Raw genomic sequence first — 14233 nt, forward strand, 5'->3', positions numbered from 1 at the left:
CCTCTACCCACCCCGGCGAAGGTCGGGGCCCAGTTGCTATACGGTCCTGGCGGCGCGATGTCCGTCGTTACGAAAACCGGTGCAACTGGGCCCCGGCCTTCGCTGGGGTGGGGCATATCGCAGGGTAGGGAATGCGGTTGGATATGCCGGGCGAATGGCATACCCGATAACGGGGAAACCCCAGCCTTCGCTGGGGTGGCGGCTGGGTTGGGAAAACGCGAACGATGGCATCACGACCTCCAGGCAAACCCGGCCAGCACGACCTCACCGCCGGTCCCATCGGCCGCACCCTGCTGACCTTCGCGCTCCCCACGCTCGGTTCGTCGATCCTGCAGTCGCTAAACGGGTCGATCAACGCGGTGTGGATCGGTCAATTCCTCGGCGAGCGCGCGCTGGCGGCGACGACGAATGCCAACATCATCATGTTCCTGCTGGTCGCTGCGGTGTTCGGGTTCGGCATGGCCTCCACCATCCTGATCGGCCAGAATATGGGGCGGCGCGATGTCGATTCGGTTCGTCGCGTGCTCGGGACGTCGCTCGGACTGTTCGCGATGATTTCCGTCCTGACGGTCGTTATCGGCTGGCTCGTCGCACCGGCGATCCTGCGGCTGCTGGCGACACCGGCGGAGGTCTATCCGCTCGCGCTCGCCTATCTGCGCGTGATCTTCGTCGCGATGCCGCCGGGGTTCCTGACGGTGTTGCTGACGATGGCTCTTCGGGGCACCGGCGATTCGCTGACGCCGCTGAAGTTCATGGCGCTCGGCTCGGTGATCGATGTCGGGCTCAACCCGGTGTTGATCCGCGGCATCGGCCCGATCCCCGCGCTCGGGATCGAGGGGTCGGCGATCGCGACGCTCATCGCCAATTGCGTCTCGCTGCTCGCGATGGTCGGCTATATCTACGGCAAGGATCTGGTGGTCCGGTTGCGCGGGGAGGAACTGCGCTATCTCATGCCCGAACGCGGCCTGTTAAGAACGATCGTCGTCAAGGGTTTCCCGATGGGATTGCAGATGCTGGTCGTCTCGACGTCGGCGCTGGCGATGATCGGGCTGGTCAACCGGCACGGTACCGTCACCACCGCGGCGTACGGCGCGGCGAACCAGCTCTGGACCTATATCCAGATGCCAGCGATGGCGGTCGGCGCGGCGGTCAGCGCGATGGCGGCGCAGAATATCGGGGCCGGGCGCTGGGACCGGGTCGACCGGATCACCCGCGCCGGACTGGTCATGAACCTGGCGCTGACCGGATCGCTGCTCGCGATCCTGACGCTGCTCGACCGGCATGTGCTGTGGCTGTTCCTGGGGCAGGACCCGGCGGCGATCGACATCGCGGCGCGGATCAACCTGATCGCGGGGTGGAGCTTCGTGCTTTTCGGCGTGTCGATGGTGCTGGCCGCGACGGTGCGCGCGAACGGCGCGGTGGTCGGGCCGCTCGTCATCCTGGCGGTGGCGATGTTCCCGGTCCGCTTCGGGCTGGCGACCGCGTTCGAGCCGAGCATCGGCGCGGATGCGATCTGGTGGAGCTTTCCCGCGGGTTCGCTTGCCTCGATGCTGCTGACGATCGGCTATTACCGGTATGGCGGTTGGCGCAAGCTGAAGCTGGTCGGCCGGCCGGCACCGGCGCAGGAGGAGACGATCGCGGACGCGCAGGCGACGGGAAAGCCGATGCCGGTCGGATAGCTTGCGCAGTCTGCGGCGATCCCGCAGAGCGGCAGGCATGTCGAGCTATCCCGCCATCCGCCTGCGTCGTACGCGTTCGAGCGTCTGGAGCCGTCGCCTCCATGCCGAGACGATCCTGACCCCGGCGGACATGATCTGGCCGCTGTTCGTCTGCGACGGCGAGGACGTCGAGCAACCGATCGCCAGCCTGCCCGGCGTGTCGCGCTGGTCGGTCGACCGGATCGTCGCGCGCGGGCAGGAGGCCCGCGACCTCGGTATTCCGTGCGTCGCGCTGTTCCCCTATACGCAGGCCGAGCGCCGCACCGCCGACGGGCGCGAGGCGCTGAACCCCGACAACCTGATGTGCCGCGCGATCCGTGCGCTGAAGGACGCGGTGCCCGAGGTGGGCGTACTGACCGATGTGGCGCTCGACCCTTATACGAGCCACGGGCATGACGGGCTGGTCGACGACGCGGGCTATGTAATCAACGACGCGACTGCGGAGATACTGGTCGGGCAGGCGCTGAACCAGGCGGTGGCGGGCGCTGACATCATCGCGCCCAGCGACATGATGGACGGCCGCATCGGCATGATCCGCGACGCGCTGGAGGCCGATGCGCACCAGAACGTCCAGATCATGTCCTATGCCGCCAAATATGCCAGCGCCTATTACGGCCCGTTTCGCGACGCGGTCGGCACGCGCGGGCTGCTGAAGGGCGATAAGAAGACCTATCAGATGGATGCCGCCAACGCGGAGGAAGCGCTGCGCGAGGTCGCGCTGGACCTGGACGAGGGCGCGGACAGCGTGATGGTGAAGCCCGGGCTGCCCTATCTCGATATCGTGGTGCGCGTGAAGCAGCGGTTCGAGGTGCCGGTGTTCGCCTACCAGGTGTCGGGCGAATATGCGATGATCGAGGCGGCGGTCGCGGCCGGCGCGGCGGAGCGTGACGCCATGGTGCTGGAGACGCTGCTGGCGTTCAAGCGCGCGGGGTGTTCGGGGGTGCTGACCTATCATGCGGCGCATGCCGCGCGGTTGCTGGGGTGAGGGCGGTATGTTCCCCGGCGAAGGCCGGGGCCCGGTGCCCTATCCAAGACTCGCACGCCGGCGCGATCGGTGCTGCGCACCGAGCCTGGGCCCCGGCCTTTGCCGGGGAACGGCCGTGATCGAGACGGAGAGGCTGATCCTGCGCGAATGGCGCGACGCGGACCGCGATATCTTTCTGAAAACCTGCAATACGTCAGCCGTAACGCGCTTTCTCGGTGGACAATCGACAGACGAGCAACTGGACGCCGCAATCGCCCGGATACGCGCGTGTCAGGCTGCAAACGGTCACTGCTTCTGGGCGATCGAGCGCAGGAACGATCGATCCTTCCTCGGCTATTGCGGCTTGAAGATCGCCAATCGCGTCTGCCCTGCCATCGAGGGTGAAATAGAGATCGGGTGGCGCCTGTCCGAGGACGCCTGGGGTCAGGGGTATGCGCGCGAAGCCGCGGAGACGACGCTTGCCTGGGCATGGGCCAACCTAGATGCGCCGCGTATCGTCGCCATGACCGTCCCCGCCAACACCGCGTCCTGGGGCCTCATGGAGCGGCTCGGCATGACCCGCCATGCCGATCTCGACTTCGCGCATCCCGTCTTCGCCGCCGACCATCCGCTTAGCGCCCACATCGTCTACGCCATCGACCGGCCCCACCCCCGATAACTCACGCCGGCGCGAGCGACGCCTGGGCCCGTGCGATCGACGTCGCCTCCACCGCGTTCTCGGTTTCGATCCGCGCCTGCAACGCCGTCAGCGCGGGATAAGGCGGCGCGAGCATGGAGGCGCGCTCGATCGCCCGTTCTTCGGTATCCGTCGCCAGCGCCGATATCTGCGCGTGCCATTGATCGAGCGAGCCCAGTGCGGTCTGCGCGTCGAGCCACCTATCGCTGCCCGCCGCCTGACCCTTCGCGGCGCGCGATGCCGCCGCCGCCTTGACGGCGTCCGCGGCAAAACCCTTCGCGATCGTCGTCAACTGCAGGTTGGCCGCGGCGATTACCGTGTCGAGTGCCGGATCGGGTGTCGCCGACGGTACGGGGGACGGTGCCGGATCGGCGAAGCTCGTCTTTTCGATGGGGCGCGGTGCAAGCGAGGGATAACCGCCGCCCGTCGGCCGCGCGCAGGCGGACAGCAGCAGCATCGCCGCGAACGGCACGACCGGGGAGCGGATGGGGTTCGTCACGCCCCCGCTGTATGCGGCGCACCTTTATCGCGCAACGGGACTTGCACCGCCGTACAACCGCTTCTATCAGCGCCGCTCCAGTGCACCCGTAGCTCAGCTGGATAGAGCATCAGACTACGAATCTGAGGGCCGGGCGTTCGAATCGCTCCGGGTGCACCATTATTTCCGCGTCATACGATTTGTGGGCATGTCGGCCGATGTGCCGGGTATGGCCTCCTTCCCCAAAGCATCCGGACCCGTATCGCCGTACGGGACGATCGTGCGATCTTGACGCGAACAGCACGAGGAGCGCGGCATGAAGCAGACGACCCGGATCGGCGTGCCGATTCGTTCCGCCTCGCGATGAGCGGCGTATATTGCGGCAGGAATCGGCATCGGATGCCGATCGCGACGACGGTCGGGTCGCGTGTCCGGACGGGCGCGTGACGGATACGCCATCCAGCCATGGTATCGAGGGGCGGTTGACGATCGTCTTCGCGATCGCATGCGGGCTGATGGTCGCGAACCTGTATTATGCGCAGGCGCTGATCGGCGAGATCGCGCCCGCGCTCGGACTGCATGGCAGGACGGCGGCGCTGGCGGTGACGGTGACGCAACTCGGCTACGGCGCGGGTCTGTTCCTGATCGTATCGCTCGCCGATCTGGTCGAGAACCGTCGGCTGATCCTGATGATGGTGGCGGGCAGCGGGATTGGGCTGGCGGGAATGTTCGTGTCGCGCGGTGCCGCGGGTTTCATCGCATTCTCGTTCGTGACCGGCTTCTGCTCGGTCGGCGCGCAGATCATGGTGCCGCTCGCCGCGCATCTGGCACCCGATGAGCGCCGCGGCCAGATCGTCGGCAACGTCATGGCCGGGCTGATTACCGGGATCATGCTCGCCCGGCCGATCGCGAACGGTCTGGCGGCGGTCGCGGGATGGCGTGCGATCTTCGCATCCGCGGCGGTCGCGATGGCGGCGCTGGGAATGGTGCTTGCGCGGATGCTGCCCGTGTACCGGCCCCAGTCGACGCTGCGTTACGGCCAGACCTTGGCCTCCAGCCTGTCGCTTCTCGTTCGAACGCCGATGGTACGACGGCGCACCGCCTATCAGACGCTGATCTTCGCGACCTTCAACCTGTTCTGGACCGCCGTTCCGCTGCTCCTCGCAAGGCGGTTCGGCCTCGGTCAATTCGGCATCGCGCTGTTCGCGCTGGCCGGTGCGGGCGGGGCGCTTGCCGCGCCGCTGGCCGGGCGGCTTGGGGACCGGGGCTATGTCCGGTTGGGGACGGCCGGCGCGTTGCTCGCCGCGGTGGCCGCGCTGCTGACCAGCCTTTGGGCGGTCGACATGCACATGCTGTTGCTGCTCGGCCTCGCGGCCGTGCTGCTGGATGCGGCGACGCAGTTCAATCAGGTGCTGGGCCAGCGCGTCCTCTTTTCCGTGGTGCCGAAGGCGCGCGGGCGGATCAACGCGAGCTATATGACCGTCGTATTCATCGGGGCAGCCTGCGGCTCGACGCTTGCGTCCTATACATTCTACGAAGGCGGCTGGCCGGCGACGGCCTGGACGGGCGTGGCGATCGCAAGTTCCGCATTCCTGCTCTTCCTTACCGAACCGCGTGAGGCGGTAGCAGGCTGACGGTCGCGTCGATGGGTCCGACCGGCGACATCGGGCTGCCGCCCCGGGCAGGGCCTACATCTTCATCGCATCCGGATGCGGCGTGGCAGGCGTTATCTCCAGGACGGGGGCCGGCGACTTGACCGAATGCCAGGGCTGGCCGGCGGCGGGTATCATGGTCCACGCGTTGCGCCCCGTCGCGCATTGCTGGAGGGTCGGAAAGTACAGCGGACCCGGTGCGGCAGGAAGTTTCAGCATGATCCCGAACTGATCGAACTGATCCGGGTCCAACCGCCCTGACCATGTGATCGCGGCCACCCGTTCGCGCACCTCGCCGTCTTCGCTCCGGACCGGCGCGGGCAGCGGGGCCTTCTCGATCGACAGCGTCCATCCCGGCTTGGGCTGCGGCCGCGCGACGGTGACGCCGACGGGTATCTCGACGCGGATCGCCGTGGTCGGCGAACCGGCACAGCCGTGCGAAACGCGCAGGAAGCCTGCATAATAGCTGCCGGCCATACCCGCCGGGTCGGCGAAGACGATGTGCGCATGCGCCATCGTCGTAGTCAGCGTCGCCGCCAGAGCGGCGCAGTGGCGGGCGATTCTCGAAATCATCTTCGATGCTCCGAAGGAATGGTCGGAGCATCGCTACTCCGGCGTGCGCGCTATGAACAGCGCGACCCCGCCGCAGCAAAGAAAGAAAGGCCTGGATCAATCGTTTTCGAGAAAGCGGTCACGCTGCGTGCGGTGCGAGCGCTGGCGCAGCACGATACCGGTATTGCAAAAGCACCTGGCCACGGCCCAAGCGCTTCAGGCCAGGGGGGCCCTGCACGACCGGTGATGATACGCCGGATGACTGCGGTATCGGATCAGGCGCGGAGCGCCATGGTCGACGGTGGGATTGCGATCGCGGGCAGCCGTCTCAACTGCGGCCGAGCGAAGATATACCCCTGGACATAGCGAACGCCGATGTCCCGCACCGCGCGAAGTTCGGCATCGGTCTCGATCCCTTCCGCGATGACGGTCATGCCCATCGCCGAAGCCAGTTGTACCATCGCGCTCACGATCATCCGCCGAGGCATGCTGGTGTCGATGTCGCGGGTCAGCTCCATATCGAGCTTGATATAATCCGTCTGAAAACGAGCCAGCCGGTTGAGGCCGGCGTGCCCCGCACCGAAATCGTCGAGGGCCGTGCCGAATCCCATCTGCCGGTAACTGGCGACGATATTGGCGGTGTGCGCAGGATCGGCGATCTCTTCGTTTTCGGTGAATTCGAAGATCAGGCGCGATGCCGGTAGACCTACCGTTTTCGCCGTCGCGAGCGTGAGCGCGATACAGGCGGCGGGCGAATAGACCGCGTTCGGCAGGAAGTTGATCGACAGCTTGGCGTCGCCGTCGAGCAGCCCCGCCGCAGTCGCGGTTTCGATCGCCTTGACGCGGCATTTCTGATCGAACGCGTACCGGTTGCCGTCGGTGACCTGCGACAGGATGCTGTGCGCGGGTTCACCGTTCGTGCCCCTTACCAGCGCTTCATAGGCGAATGGCAGATGCGTATCGAGATCGACGATCGGCTGGAACGCCATCGATATCGCGAAGTCGAGCGCGTCACCGTTCCGGCACCCACTGCATTTCACTGGCGACATGGTCATTCGCGGCTGCCCTAAGCGAGCCGCGTCAATGCCAGACGAACGTTAAAAAACAGCAACTTATCGTCTCATGCAAGATTACGGCATTCCGACCGGCGACCGGTCGTATTGCGATCGATGTCTCAGTCGGCATCGTTCGGCGGCGATACCTTGTCCTGCGTGCTGGTATCGAAATCCGACGCGTCGTGGCGTTCGTGCAACTGGCTCGCGGGATCGCCCATGGCGCGGTTGACCATCCGCCCCCGCTTCACCGCCGGCCGCTCGGCGATCGCGTCGGTCCAGCGCCGGACATGCGTGTAACCGTCCACCTGAAGGAACTCGGCGGCATCATAGACCAGCCCCTGTACCAGCGCGCCGTACCAGGGCCACACCGCCATGTCGGCGATCGTATAATCATCGCCGCCGAGATATGCATTGTCGGCCAGCCGGTGGTCGAGGACGTCGAGCTGCCGCTTCACCTCCATCGCGTAACGATCGATCGCATATTCGATCTTCACCGGCGCATAGGCGTAGAAATGGCCGAACCCGCCGCCCAGAAGCGGCCCCGCGCCCATCTGCCAGAACAGCCAGGACAGGCATTCCGCCCGCGCCGGCTGTTCGATCGGCAGGAATGCACCGAATTTCTCCGCGAGGTACAGCAGGATCGATCCCGACTCGAAGACCCGGGCCGGTGCCGGACCGCCATGATCGACGAGCGCGGGAATCTTCGAGTTGGGATTGGCCGCGACGAAGCCGCTTCCGAACTGGTCGCCCTCGTTGATGCGGATGAGCCAGGCATCATATTCCGCGCCGTCATGACCGGCGGCAAGCAGTTCCTCCAGCATCACGGTCACCTTCACGCCGTTGGGGGTGGCGAGAGAATATAGCTGCAGAGGGTGCTTGCCGACCGGCAAGGCCTTGTCGTGAGTCGCCCCGGCGATCGGGCGATTGATGTTGGCGAAGCGGCCGCCGCTTTCCCTGTTCCATTCCCAGATTTTGGGAGGGGTATAGCCGTCGCTCATCGGGGCGCTCCTGTCGTTCGTGCGGGCGATGCGCTCGCCCGCCGGTCGCGTCAACGCCTGCTGGTCAGCGGCGATGATAGGCGCGATACCATTCGACGAACCGCGGCACGCCGACATCGATCGCGGTCGTCGGTGCAAAGCCGAGCGCATCGCGGATCGGATCGATATCCGCGAAGGTCCGCTCGACGTCGCCCGGCTGCATCGGCAGATTGTCGCGCACCGCCGTCCGTCCGATGGCCGCCTCGAGCAGGTCGATGACCGCGCCGAGCCGTTCCGAACGGTTGTTGCCGATGTTGAACAGCCGGTGCGGCGCGCGGCTGCCCCCGGGTTTCTCCGTACCGTCGTCGGCAGGCGGGGTATCGAGACAGGCGACGACCCCGGATACGATGTCGTCGATATAGGTGAAATCGCGCTCCATCCGGCCGTGATTGAACAGCGGGATCGGCTCGCCGGCCAGGATCGCCTTGGTGAAGATCCACATCGCCATGTCGGGGCGACCCCATGGGCCATAGACGGTGAAGAAGCGCAGTCCCGTCATCGGCACGCGGTAGAGATGCGCATAGCTTTCGCTGATCAACTCGTCCGCGCGCTTGGTCGCGGCGTAGAGCGACAGGGGACGCTCGACGCGGTCTTCGACCCGGAAGGGCAGCGACGTGTTGCCGCCATAGACCGACGAGGAGGAGGCATAGACCATCTGTGCGACCCCGGCGTGGCGCGCGATCTCCAGCATGTTGACATGTCCGACGAGGTTCGACTGCGCATAGGCCGCCGGGTTCTCGATCGAATAGCGCACGCCCGCCTGTGCGCCGAGATGGACGATGCGATCGAAGCGCGCGCCATGCAGCACGATGCCGAGCGCCGCCATATCGGCGAAATCGACCGCGGCGAAGACGAAGGCGTCGCCGTATCGCTCGGACAATTGCGTCAGACGGGCATGTTTGAGCGCCGGGTCGTAATAATTGTTGAGATTGTCGATCCCGAATATGTGGTCGCCCCGTGCCAGCAGGCGGTCAGCAACGTGCATGCCGATAAATCCGGCGACGCCGGTGATGAGCGTGGTCATCCGTGATATGTTCGTCTTGCGTTCATTTCGTCATCAAGGACGGCTGGCGTTCCGCTTGTCAACGTGCGGACCGTCCGTGCCGCTCCATATTAGCGACTTCCGCCGATGGCGGTGATGCCGGATCATCGATCGATAATTCGTGAACGAAAATGCATTTTTCGACGATGGCAGGTGCGGCTCGCATTCATCGGCGGCGTCATGTAGGCACGGAGCGCGTTAGGGCGATCAGCGGGGGCGATCATGAAGCTTTTATATGCGATGGCGGCATCGGCCACTTTCACGGTCTTCGCACTCAGCTCCGCGCATGCGGGCCATCATGGCGGTGGCGTGCGCGTGTCGCATCCGGGTCATCCGATCGGATCGTGGAAGGGTAATCACAGCCACTTCCGTTGATGGGACTCGCGGTCGATCGGGGGATCTACCGCGCGCCCGAAGCGGCCGGCGTCGCATCGATGCCGCCGCCGACCGCCTGATACAGCGCGACCGTATCCGTCAGTCGCGCCGCTTGCGCCTGGATCAGGGCGGCGGTGGCCTGCGCGTCGGCCGCGCTGGCGTTCAGCAGTGTCAGCGTCCCGATCCCGCCAAGCGCCAATTGCCGCCGACCATAGATAAGACTGAGATCCGCGGCCTTGCCGGCGCGCGTCGCGGCGTCGAGCACGTCCGCATCGGTCCGCAACCCGGTCAGCGCATCCGACACGTCGGCGAACGCCTGAAGCACGGCGGACCGGTATTGCGCCTTCGCGCCGTCCAATGCGGCAGCGGCGGCGCGCTGCTGATGACGTAGCGTCCCGCCATGGAAGATCGGCTGCGTGATCCCCCCGATCAGCGTCCAGAACGGATTGCCGCTGGCGAACATGTCGGCGAAGTTCGGCGACGCGCCGCCGGCCTGCCCGCTGAGCACGAGATTGGGCAGGCGCGCAGCGATCGCCGCGCCCAGGTCCGCCCCGGCCCCGCGCATCTGCGCATCTGCGGCGCGGATATCGGGGCGGTTGGCGACAATCGCCGCGGGCAGCGCGACGGGCAGGGTCGCGGGAAGCGACAGTTCCGCGAAGGCGGGTAGCGGCGGCAGCGTGCTTCCCGGTGCGATCCCCAGCAATGCGGCGATGACGGTGCGCTGATGCTCGCCCTGGCGGACCAGCGGTGGCAGGCTGCTTTCCGCCGTCGCGAGCGCAGCCTGTTGTGCCGCTATGTCGGCATTACCGATATCGCCCAGCGCCTGCCGCTTCAACAGCATCGCCAGCAAATCCCGGTTGCTCGCGACGGCGGCGTTCGTCGCATCGATCTGGCCGCCGAGCGCGGCAAACTGGATGACCGCGGTGACGAGATTGGCGACGACGGTCTTTCGCGCGGCGCGTAGCCGCTCGCTGGCGACCTCCGCCTGTGCGCGTGCCGAGCGGCTCCGGTTGCGCTGCAGGCCGAACAGGTCGAGCGGATAGGTGACCGACAGCTGCGCGGTGTGCAGCGTGTAGAGCGTTTCGTTTGGGTCGACGAGCGGGGTGGCCAGCGCGTTCGATACGCGGGCATGTTCGACGTTATAATTGACATCGGCCTGCGGCAGAGCGGCCCCGGCGGTCGCGCCCGCCGTCTCGCGCGCCTGGCGTAGCGTCGTTTCGGCGAGCGCCAGATCCTCGTTCTTCGCAAGCGCCAGGTCCACGAGCGCGTCGAGCTTGGCGCTGCCGAACGCGGTCCACCAGTCGGCCTTCGGCGACGCGCCCGCGACGATGTCCTGCGCGGGCCCCGAAATCGGCGCGATCCGTTCGGATGCGGTGGCGGGGGCCAGCGACGGCGTCGTCGTCGGATGCTGCGGGCCGACCGCGCAGCCGGCGAGCGCCAGCGGTGCGAAGGCGATGAGCCGCTTCATTCCGCGGGGGCCGGATGCGCGTGCCCGACATCGCGCCCGTGCGCACCCCGATCGTGCACGCCCACATGCCGGGAGAAGCGGTCGATGAGGACCGGCAGCACCAGCAGGATCAGCAGCGGAGCCAGCGTCATTCCGCCGACGACGACCAACGCGAGCGGTCGCTGGACCTGGCTGCCGATCCCGCTCGATACCGCGGCGGGCAGCAGCCCGATCGCGGCGGCGAGGCAGGTCATGACGACCGGGCGCAGGCTTGTCCGCACCATATGTGCGATCGCATCCTGCCGGTCGTGTCCCTCGTCGATCCGCTGGTTGAAGCTGGTCACCATCAGGATGCCGTCCATGACCGCGATCCCGAACAAGGCGACGAACCCGATCGCCGCCGAAATGCTGAACGCCGTTCCGGTCAGCGCCAGCGCCAGCACGCCGCCGACGACCGCCATCGGGATGACGCTGAACGCCAGCAGCGTGTCCGTCATCGACGAGAAATTGGCGTAGAGCAGGATCACGATCAGCCCGAGGCTGATCGGCACGACGACCTCCAGCCGCGACACCGCACTGGTCAGGTTCGCGAGTTCCCCCGCCCATTCGAGGTGATAGCCCGGCGGCAGCACGACGTCATGCGCGATCCCGCCCTGTGCCTCCGCGATCGCCCCGCCCAGATCGCGATCGCGGACGCTGAACTTGATCGGGACGTAGCGTTCCTGATGCTCGCGGTAGATGAACGACGCGCCGGTGGTCAGCTTGACCGTTGCGACTTCGGCAAGCGGTACCGGGATCGTACCGGTGCCGGTGGGCGAAGGGGCCCCGATCGAAATCCGCCGGATCGCCTCGAGGCTGTCGCGCTGCGTATTCTGCAGCCTTACGATGATCGGGAAATGTCGATCGGTCTTGCGTTCGTACAGATCGCCGCTGCTTTGTCCCCCGATCGCGGCGGCGACGGTGGTGTTGATGTCGTCGGGCGTCAGGCCGTAGCGCGCGGCGGCGGCGCGATCGATGTCGATCCGGACGGTCGGTTGGCCCAGCGAGTCGGATATACCGAGGTCAGCGATCCCGCGAACCTTGGCCATCCGGTCGCGGATCTTGGCGGCCAGCGTTTCCAGCGTGGCGAGATCGGGGCCGAACACCTTCACGGAATTCGCGCCCTTCACGCCCGACGACGCTTCCTCGACATTATCCTCGATATATTGCGAGAATTCGAAATCGACGCCGGGATAACGGGCGTGCAGCCGGCCTTGTATCTCTGCCGTCAAACTGTCCTTGGTGACGCCCGCCGGCCACTGCGACGCGGGCTTCAGCGGCGAATAGAATTCGGCGTTGAAGAACCCGGTGGCGTCGGTGCCGTCGTCGGGGCGACCATGCGTCGAAATGACGCGTTCGAACTCCGGGTAGCTCTGGATGACGTTCCGAATGCCGTTGACCGTCGGCTGCCCCGCCTCGAGCGATATCGATCCCGGCAATGTCGCGCGGATATAGAGGTTGCCCTCCTCCAGATGCGGCAGGAATTCGACGCCGAGCGAGCGCACCGCGACGAACGCGGTCAGAAGCAATATCGCGGTCAGGCCAAGGGTCAGCAACCGGTTGGCGAGCGCGAAAGCGGCGCCGGGTTCATAGGCGCGGCGCAGCTTGCGGACGATCCAGGTCTCCACCTCGTCGAGATCGTCGGGCAGCAGCATCGCCGACAGCACGGGGGAAATCAGGAAGGTGGCGATCAGCCCGCCGCCGATCGCATAGGCATAGGTCTTCGCCATCGGGCCGAAGATGTGTCCCTCGACGCCGGTCAGCGTGAAGAGCGGCAGGAAGCTGGCGATGATGATCGCGGCGGCGAAGAAGATGCCGCGGCTGACATCGCTCGACGCGTGCAGGATCGCGGAGAAGCGGCTGGCATGGTTGGCATGACCGTGTCCCGCCGCGATCCGCTGTCCGCGTTCGACCATATGGCGGAAGATCGCCTCCACCATGATGACGCTGGCGTCCACCACCAGCCCGAAATCCAGCGCGCCGACCGACAGCAGGTTCGCACTTTCGCCCTGGATCGTCAGGATCAGCACCGCGAAGGCGAGCGCGAACGGGATGGTCAGCGAAACGATGACCGCGCTGCGCAGATTGCCGAGGAATATCCACTGGAGGAGAAAGATGAGGCCGATGCCGACGACGAGGTTTTCCATGACGGTATGCGTCGTCAGGTCGATCAGGTTCGACCGGTCGTAGATCGGCGTCAGCTGCACCCCCGGGGGCAGGATGCCGGTCGTGTTGATCGTCTCGATCTCCGCCTTCACCGCCTCGATCGTCGGCATCGACTTCGCACCGCGCTGCATCAGGACGATGCCCATCACGATGTCGTTGTCCTTGCCCTCGCCGGCGATGCCGAGCCGCGGCAGATTGCCGATGCCGATCGTCGCGACGTCCTTGACGAGCACGGGGTTGCCGGCGTTCGTCGCGACCAGCACGTTCTGGATCGCATCGGCCGACTGGATCAGACCCACCCCTCGGACGATCGCCGCCTGCGGCCCGAAATTGATGGTCTGCGCGCCGACATTGCCGTCGCCCTTGCCGATCGCGGACAGCACCTGGCCGACGGTGACGCCGTGCGCGAGCAGCCGGTCCTCGTCGATCACGACCGAATAGTCGCGCAGTTTCCCGCCCCAGCCGGTCACGTCGACGACGCCCGGGATCCGCTTGAACCGGCGTTGCAGGACCCAGTCCTGGATCGTCTTCAGGTCCATCACCGAATAGCCCGGCGGGGCGGTCATCCGGTACCGGAAGATCTCGCCGATCGGGCTGGTAGGGGAGATCGTCGGCTGCGCCCCGCCGGGCAGATTGCCGAGCGTGCTCAACCGCCCGAGAACGCGCTGTTCCGCCTCGCGGAAACCGACATCGTAACTGAACTGGATCTTCACGTCGGACAGCCCGAACAGCGATATCGTGCGTACCGCGGTGATGTTCGGTACGCCGGCGATGGCGACCTCGATCGGGATGGTGACGCCCCGTTCCATCTCCTCCGCGGAAATGCCGTTCGATTGGGTGATGACCTCGACCATCGGCGGGACCGGATCGGGATAGGCCTCGATATTCAGGATCGCGAAGGCAACGCCGCCGGCCAGCACCATGCCGACCAGCACGACCAGCATCAGCACCCGCTGGCGCAGCGCGAATTCGACGACCTTGTTCATGCGCGCCGGCCCGGCGTTCCAGGAC

General features: G+C 66.2%; 12 protein-coding genes and 1 tRNA gene. 5 read left to right on the forward strand and 8 right to left on the reverse strand.

Annotated features, from left to right (window positions below):
• Positions 1-224 precede the first annotated feature (224 nt).
• The 3 genes from HUU99_RS00255 to HUU99_RS00265 all read left to right on the forward strand — a co-directional run bounded on the left by HUU99_RS00255 (position 225) and on the right by HUU99_RS00265 (position 3361).
• Entirely contained in the window at positions 225-1679 is a 1455-nt protein-coding gene (locus HUU99_RS00255; RefSeq protein ID WP_174284570.1) for an MATE family efflux transporter, read from the forward strand.
• A gap of 37 nt (positions 1680-1716) precedes the next feature.
• Entirely contained in the window at positions 1717-2703 is a 987-nt protein-coding gene (gene hemB / locus HUU99_RS00260; protein WP_174284571.1) for a porphobilinogen synthase, read from the forward strand.
• A 115-nt stretch (positions 2704-2818) separates the two neighbouring features.
• On the forward strand, positions 2819-3361 hold the full coding sequence (locus tag HUU99_RS00265) for a GNAT family N-acetyltransferase (protein WP_174284572.1): 543 nt from the start codon (positions 2819-2821) through the stop codon (positions 3359-3361).
• Position 3362: 1 nt separating this feature from the next.
• Here the strand turns inward: HUU99_RS00265 and HUU99_RS00270 are convergent, their stop codons facing one another.
• Positions 3363-3878: a hypothetical protein gene (locus HUU99_RS00270; RefSeq protein ID WP_254602827.1), complete on the reverse strand. Its 516-nt coding sequence runs from the start codon at positions 3876-3878 to the stop codon at positions 3363-3365.
• Positions 3879-3960: 82 nt separating this feature from the next.
• Here HUU99_RS00270 and HUU99_RS00275 point away from each other — a divergent pair.
• Together HUU99_RS00275 and HUU99_RS00280 are read left to right on the forward strand one after the other, a co-directional pair.
• Positions 3961-4037, forward strand: a tRNA-Arg gene (locus HUU99_RS00275).
• A 263-nt stretch (positions 4038-4300) separates the two neighbouring features.
• On the forward strand, positions 4301-5491 hold the full coding sequence (locus tag HUU99_RS00280) for an MFS transporter (protein WP_254602828.1): 1191 nt from the start codon (positions 4301-4303) through the stop codon (positions 5489-5491).
• A gap of 54 nt (positions 5492-5545) precedes the next feature.
• Here the strand turns inward: HUU99_RS00280 and HUU99_RS00285 are convergent, their stop codons facing one another.
• The 7 genes from HUU99_RS00285 to HUU99_RS00315 form a co-directional block, all read right to left on the reverse strand.
• Positions 5546-6082 (reverse strand): YcnI family copper-binding membrane protein, encoded by a 537-nt coding sequence (locus tag HUU99_RS00285; RefSeq protein ID WP_174284573.1) that lies wholly within the window; start codon positions 6080-6082, stop codon positions 5546-5548.
• A 254-nt stretch (positions 6083-6336) separates the two neighbouring features.
• Complete coding sequence (locus HUU99_RS00290) at positions 6337-7110, reverse strand: EAL domain-containing protein (RefSeq protein WP_254602848.1); 774 nt, start codon at positions 7108-7110, stop codon at positions 6337-6339.
• A 125-nt stretch (positions 7111-7235) separates the two neighbouring features.
• The gene (gene yghU, locus HUU99_RS00295; RefSeq protein ID WP_174284574.1) at positions 7236-8114 is read right to left on the reverse strand and encodes a glutathione-dependent disulfide-bond oxidoreductase; all 879 of its coding nucleotides are present in this window, start codon (positions 8112-8114) and stop codon (positions 7236-7238) included.
• 64 nt (positions 8115-8178) lie between these two features.
• On the reverse strand, positions 8179-9177 hold the full coding sequence (locus tag HUU99_RS00300) for an NAD-dependent epimerase/dehydratase family protein (RefSeq protein ID WP_174284575.1): 999 nt from the start codon (positions 9175-9177) through the stop codon (positions 8179-8181).
• Positions 9178-9299: 122 nt separating this feature from the next.
• Positions 9300-9458 (reverse strand): hypothetical protein, encoded by a 159-nt coding sequence (locus HUU99_RS15340; protein ID WP_217430722.1) that lies wholly within the window; start codon positions 9456-9458, stop codon positions 9300-9302.
• 137 nt (positions 9459-9595) lie between these two features.
• Entirely contained in the window at positions 9596-11038 is a 1443-nt protein-coding gene (locus HUU99_RS00310; RefSeq protein WP_174284577.1) for an efflux transporter outer membrane subunit, read from the reverse strand.
• On the reverse strand, positions 11035-14208 hold the full coding sequence (locus HUU99_RS00315) for an efflux RND transporter permease subunit (RefSeq protein ID WP_174284578.1): 3174 nt from the start codon (positions 14206-14208) through the stop codon (positions 11035-11037). Before HUU99_RS00315 ends, HUU99_RS00310 begins: the two co-directional genes overlap by 4 nt.
• Positions 14209-14233 lie beyond the last annotated feature (25 nt).

Source organism: Sphingomonas bacterium (assembly GCF_903642285.1).
Lineage (GTDB): Bacteria > Pseudomonadota > Alphaproteobacteria > Sphingomonadales > Sphingomonadaceae > Sphingomonas.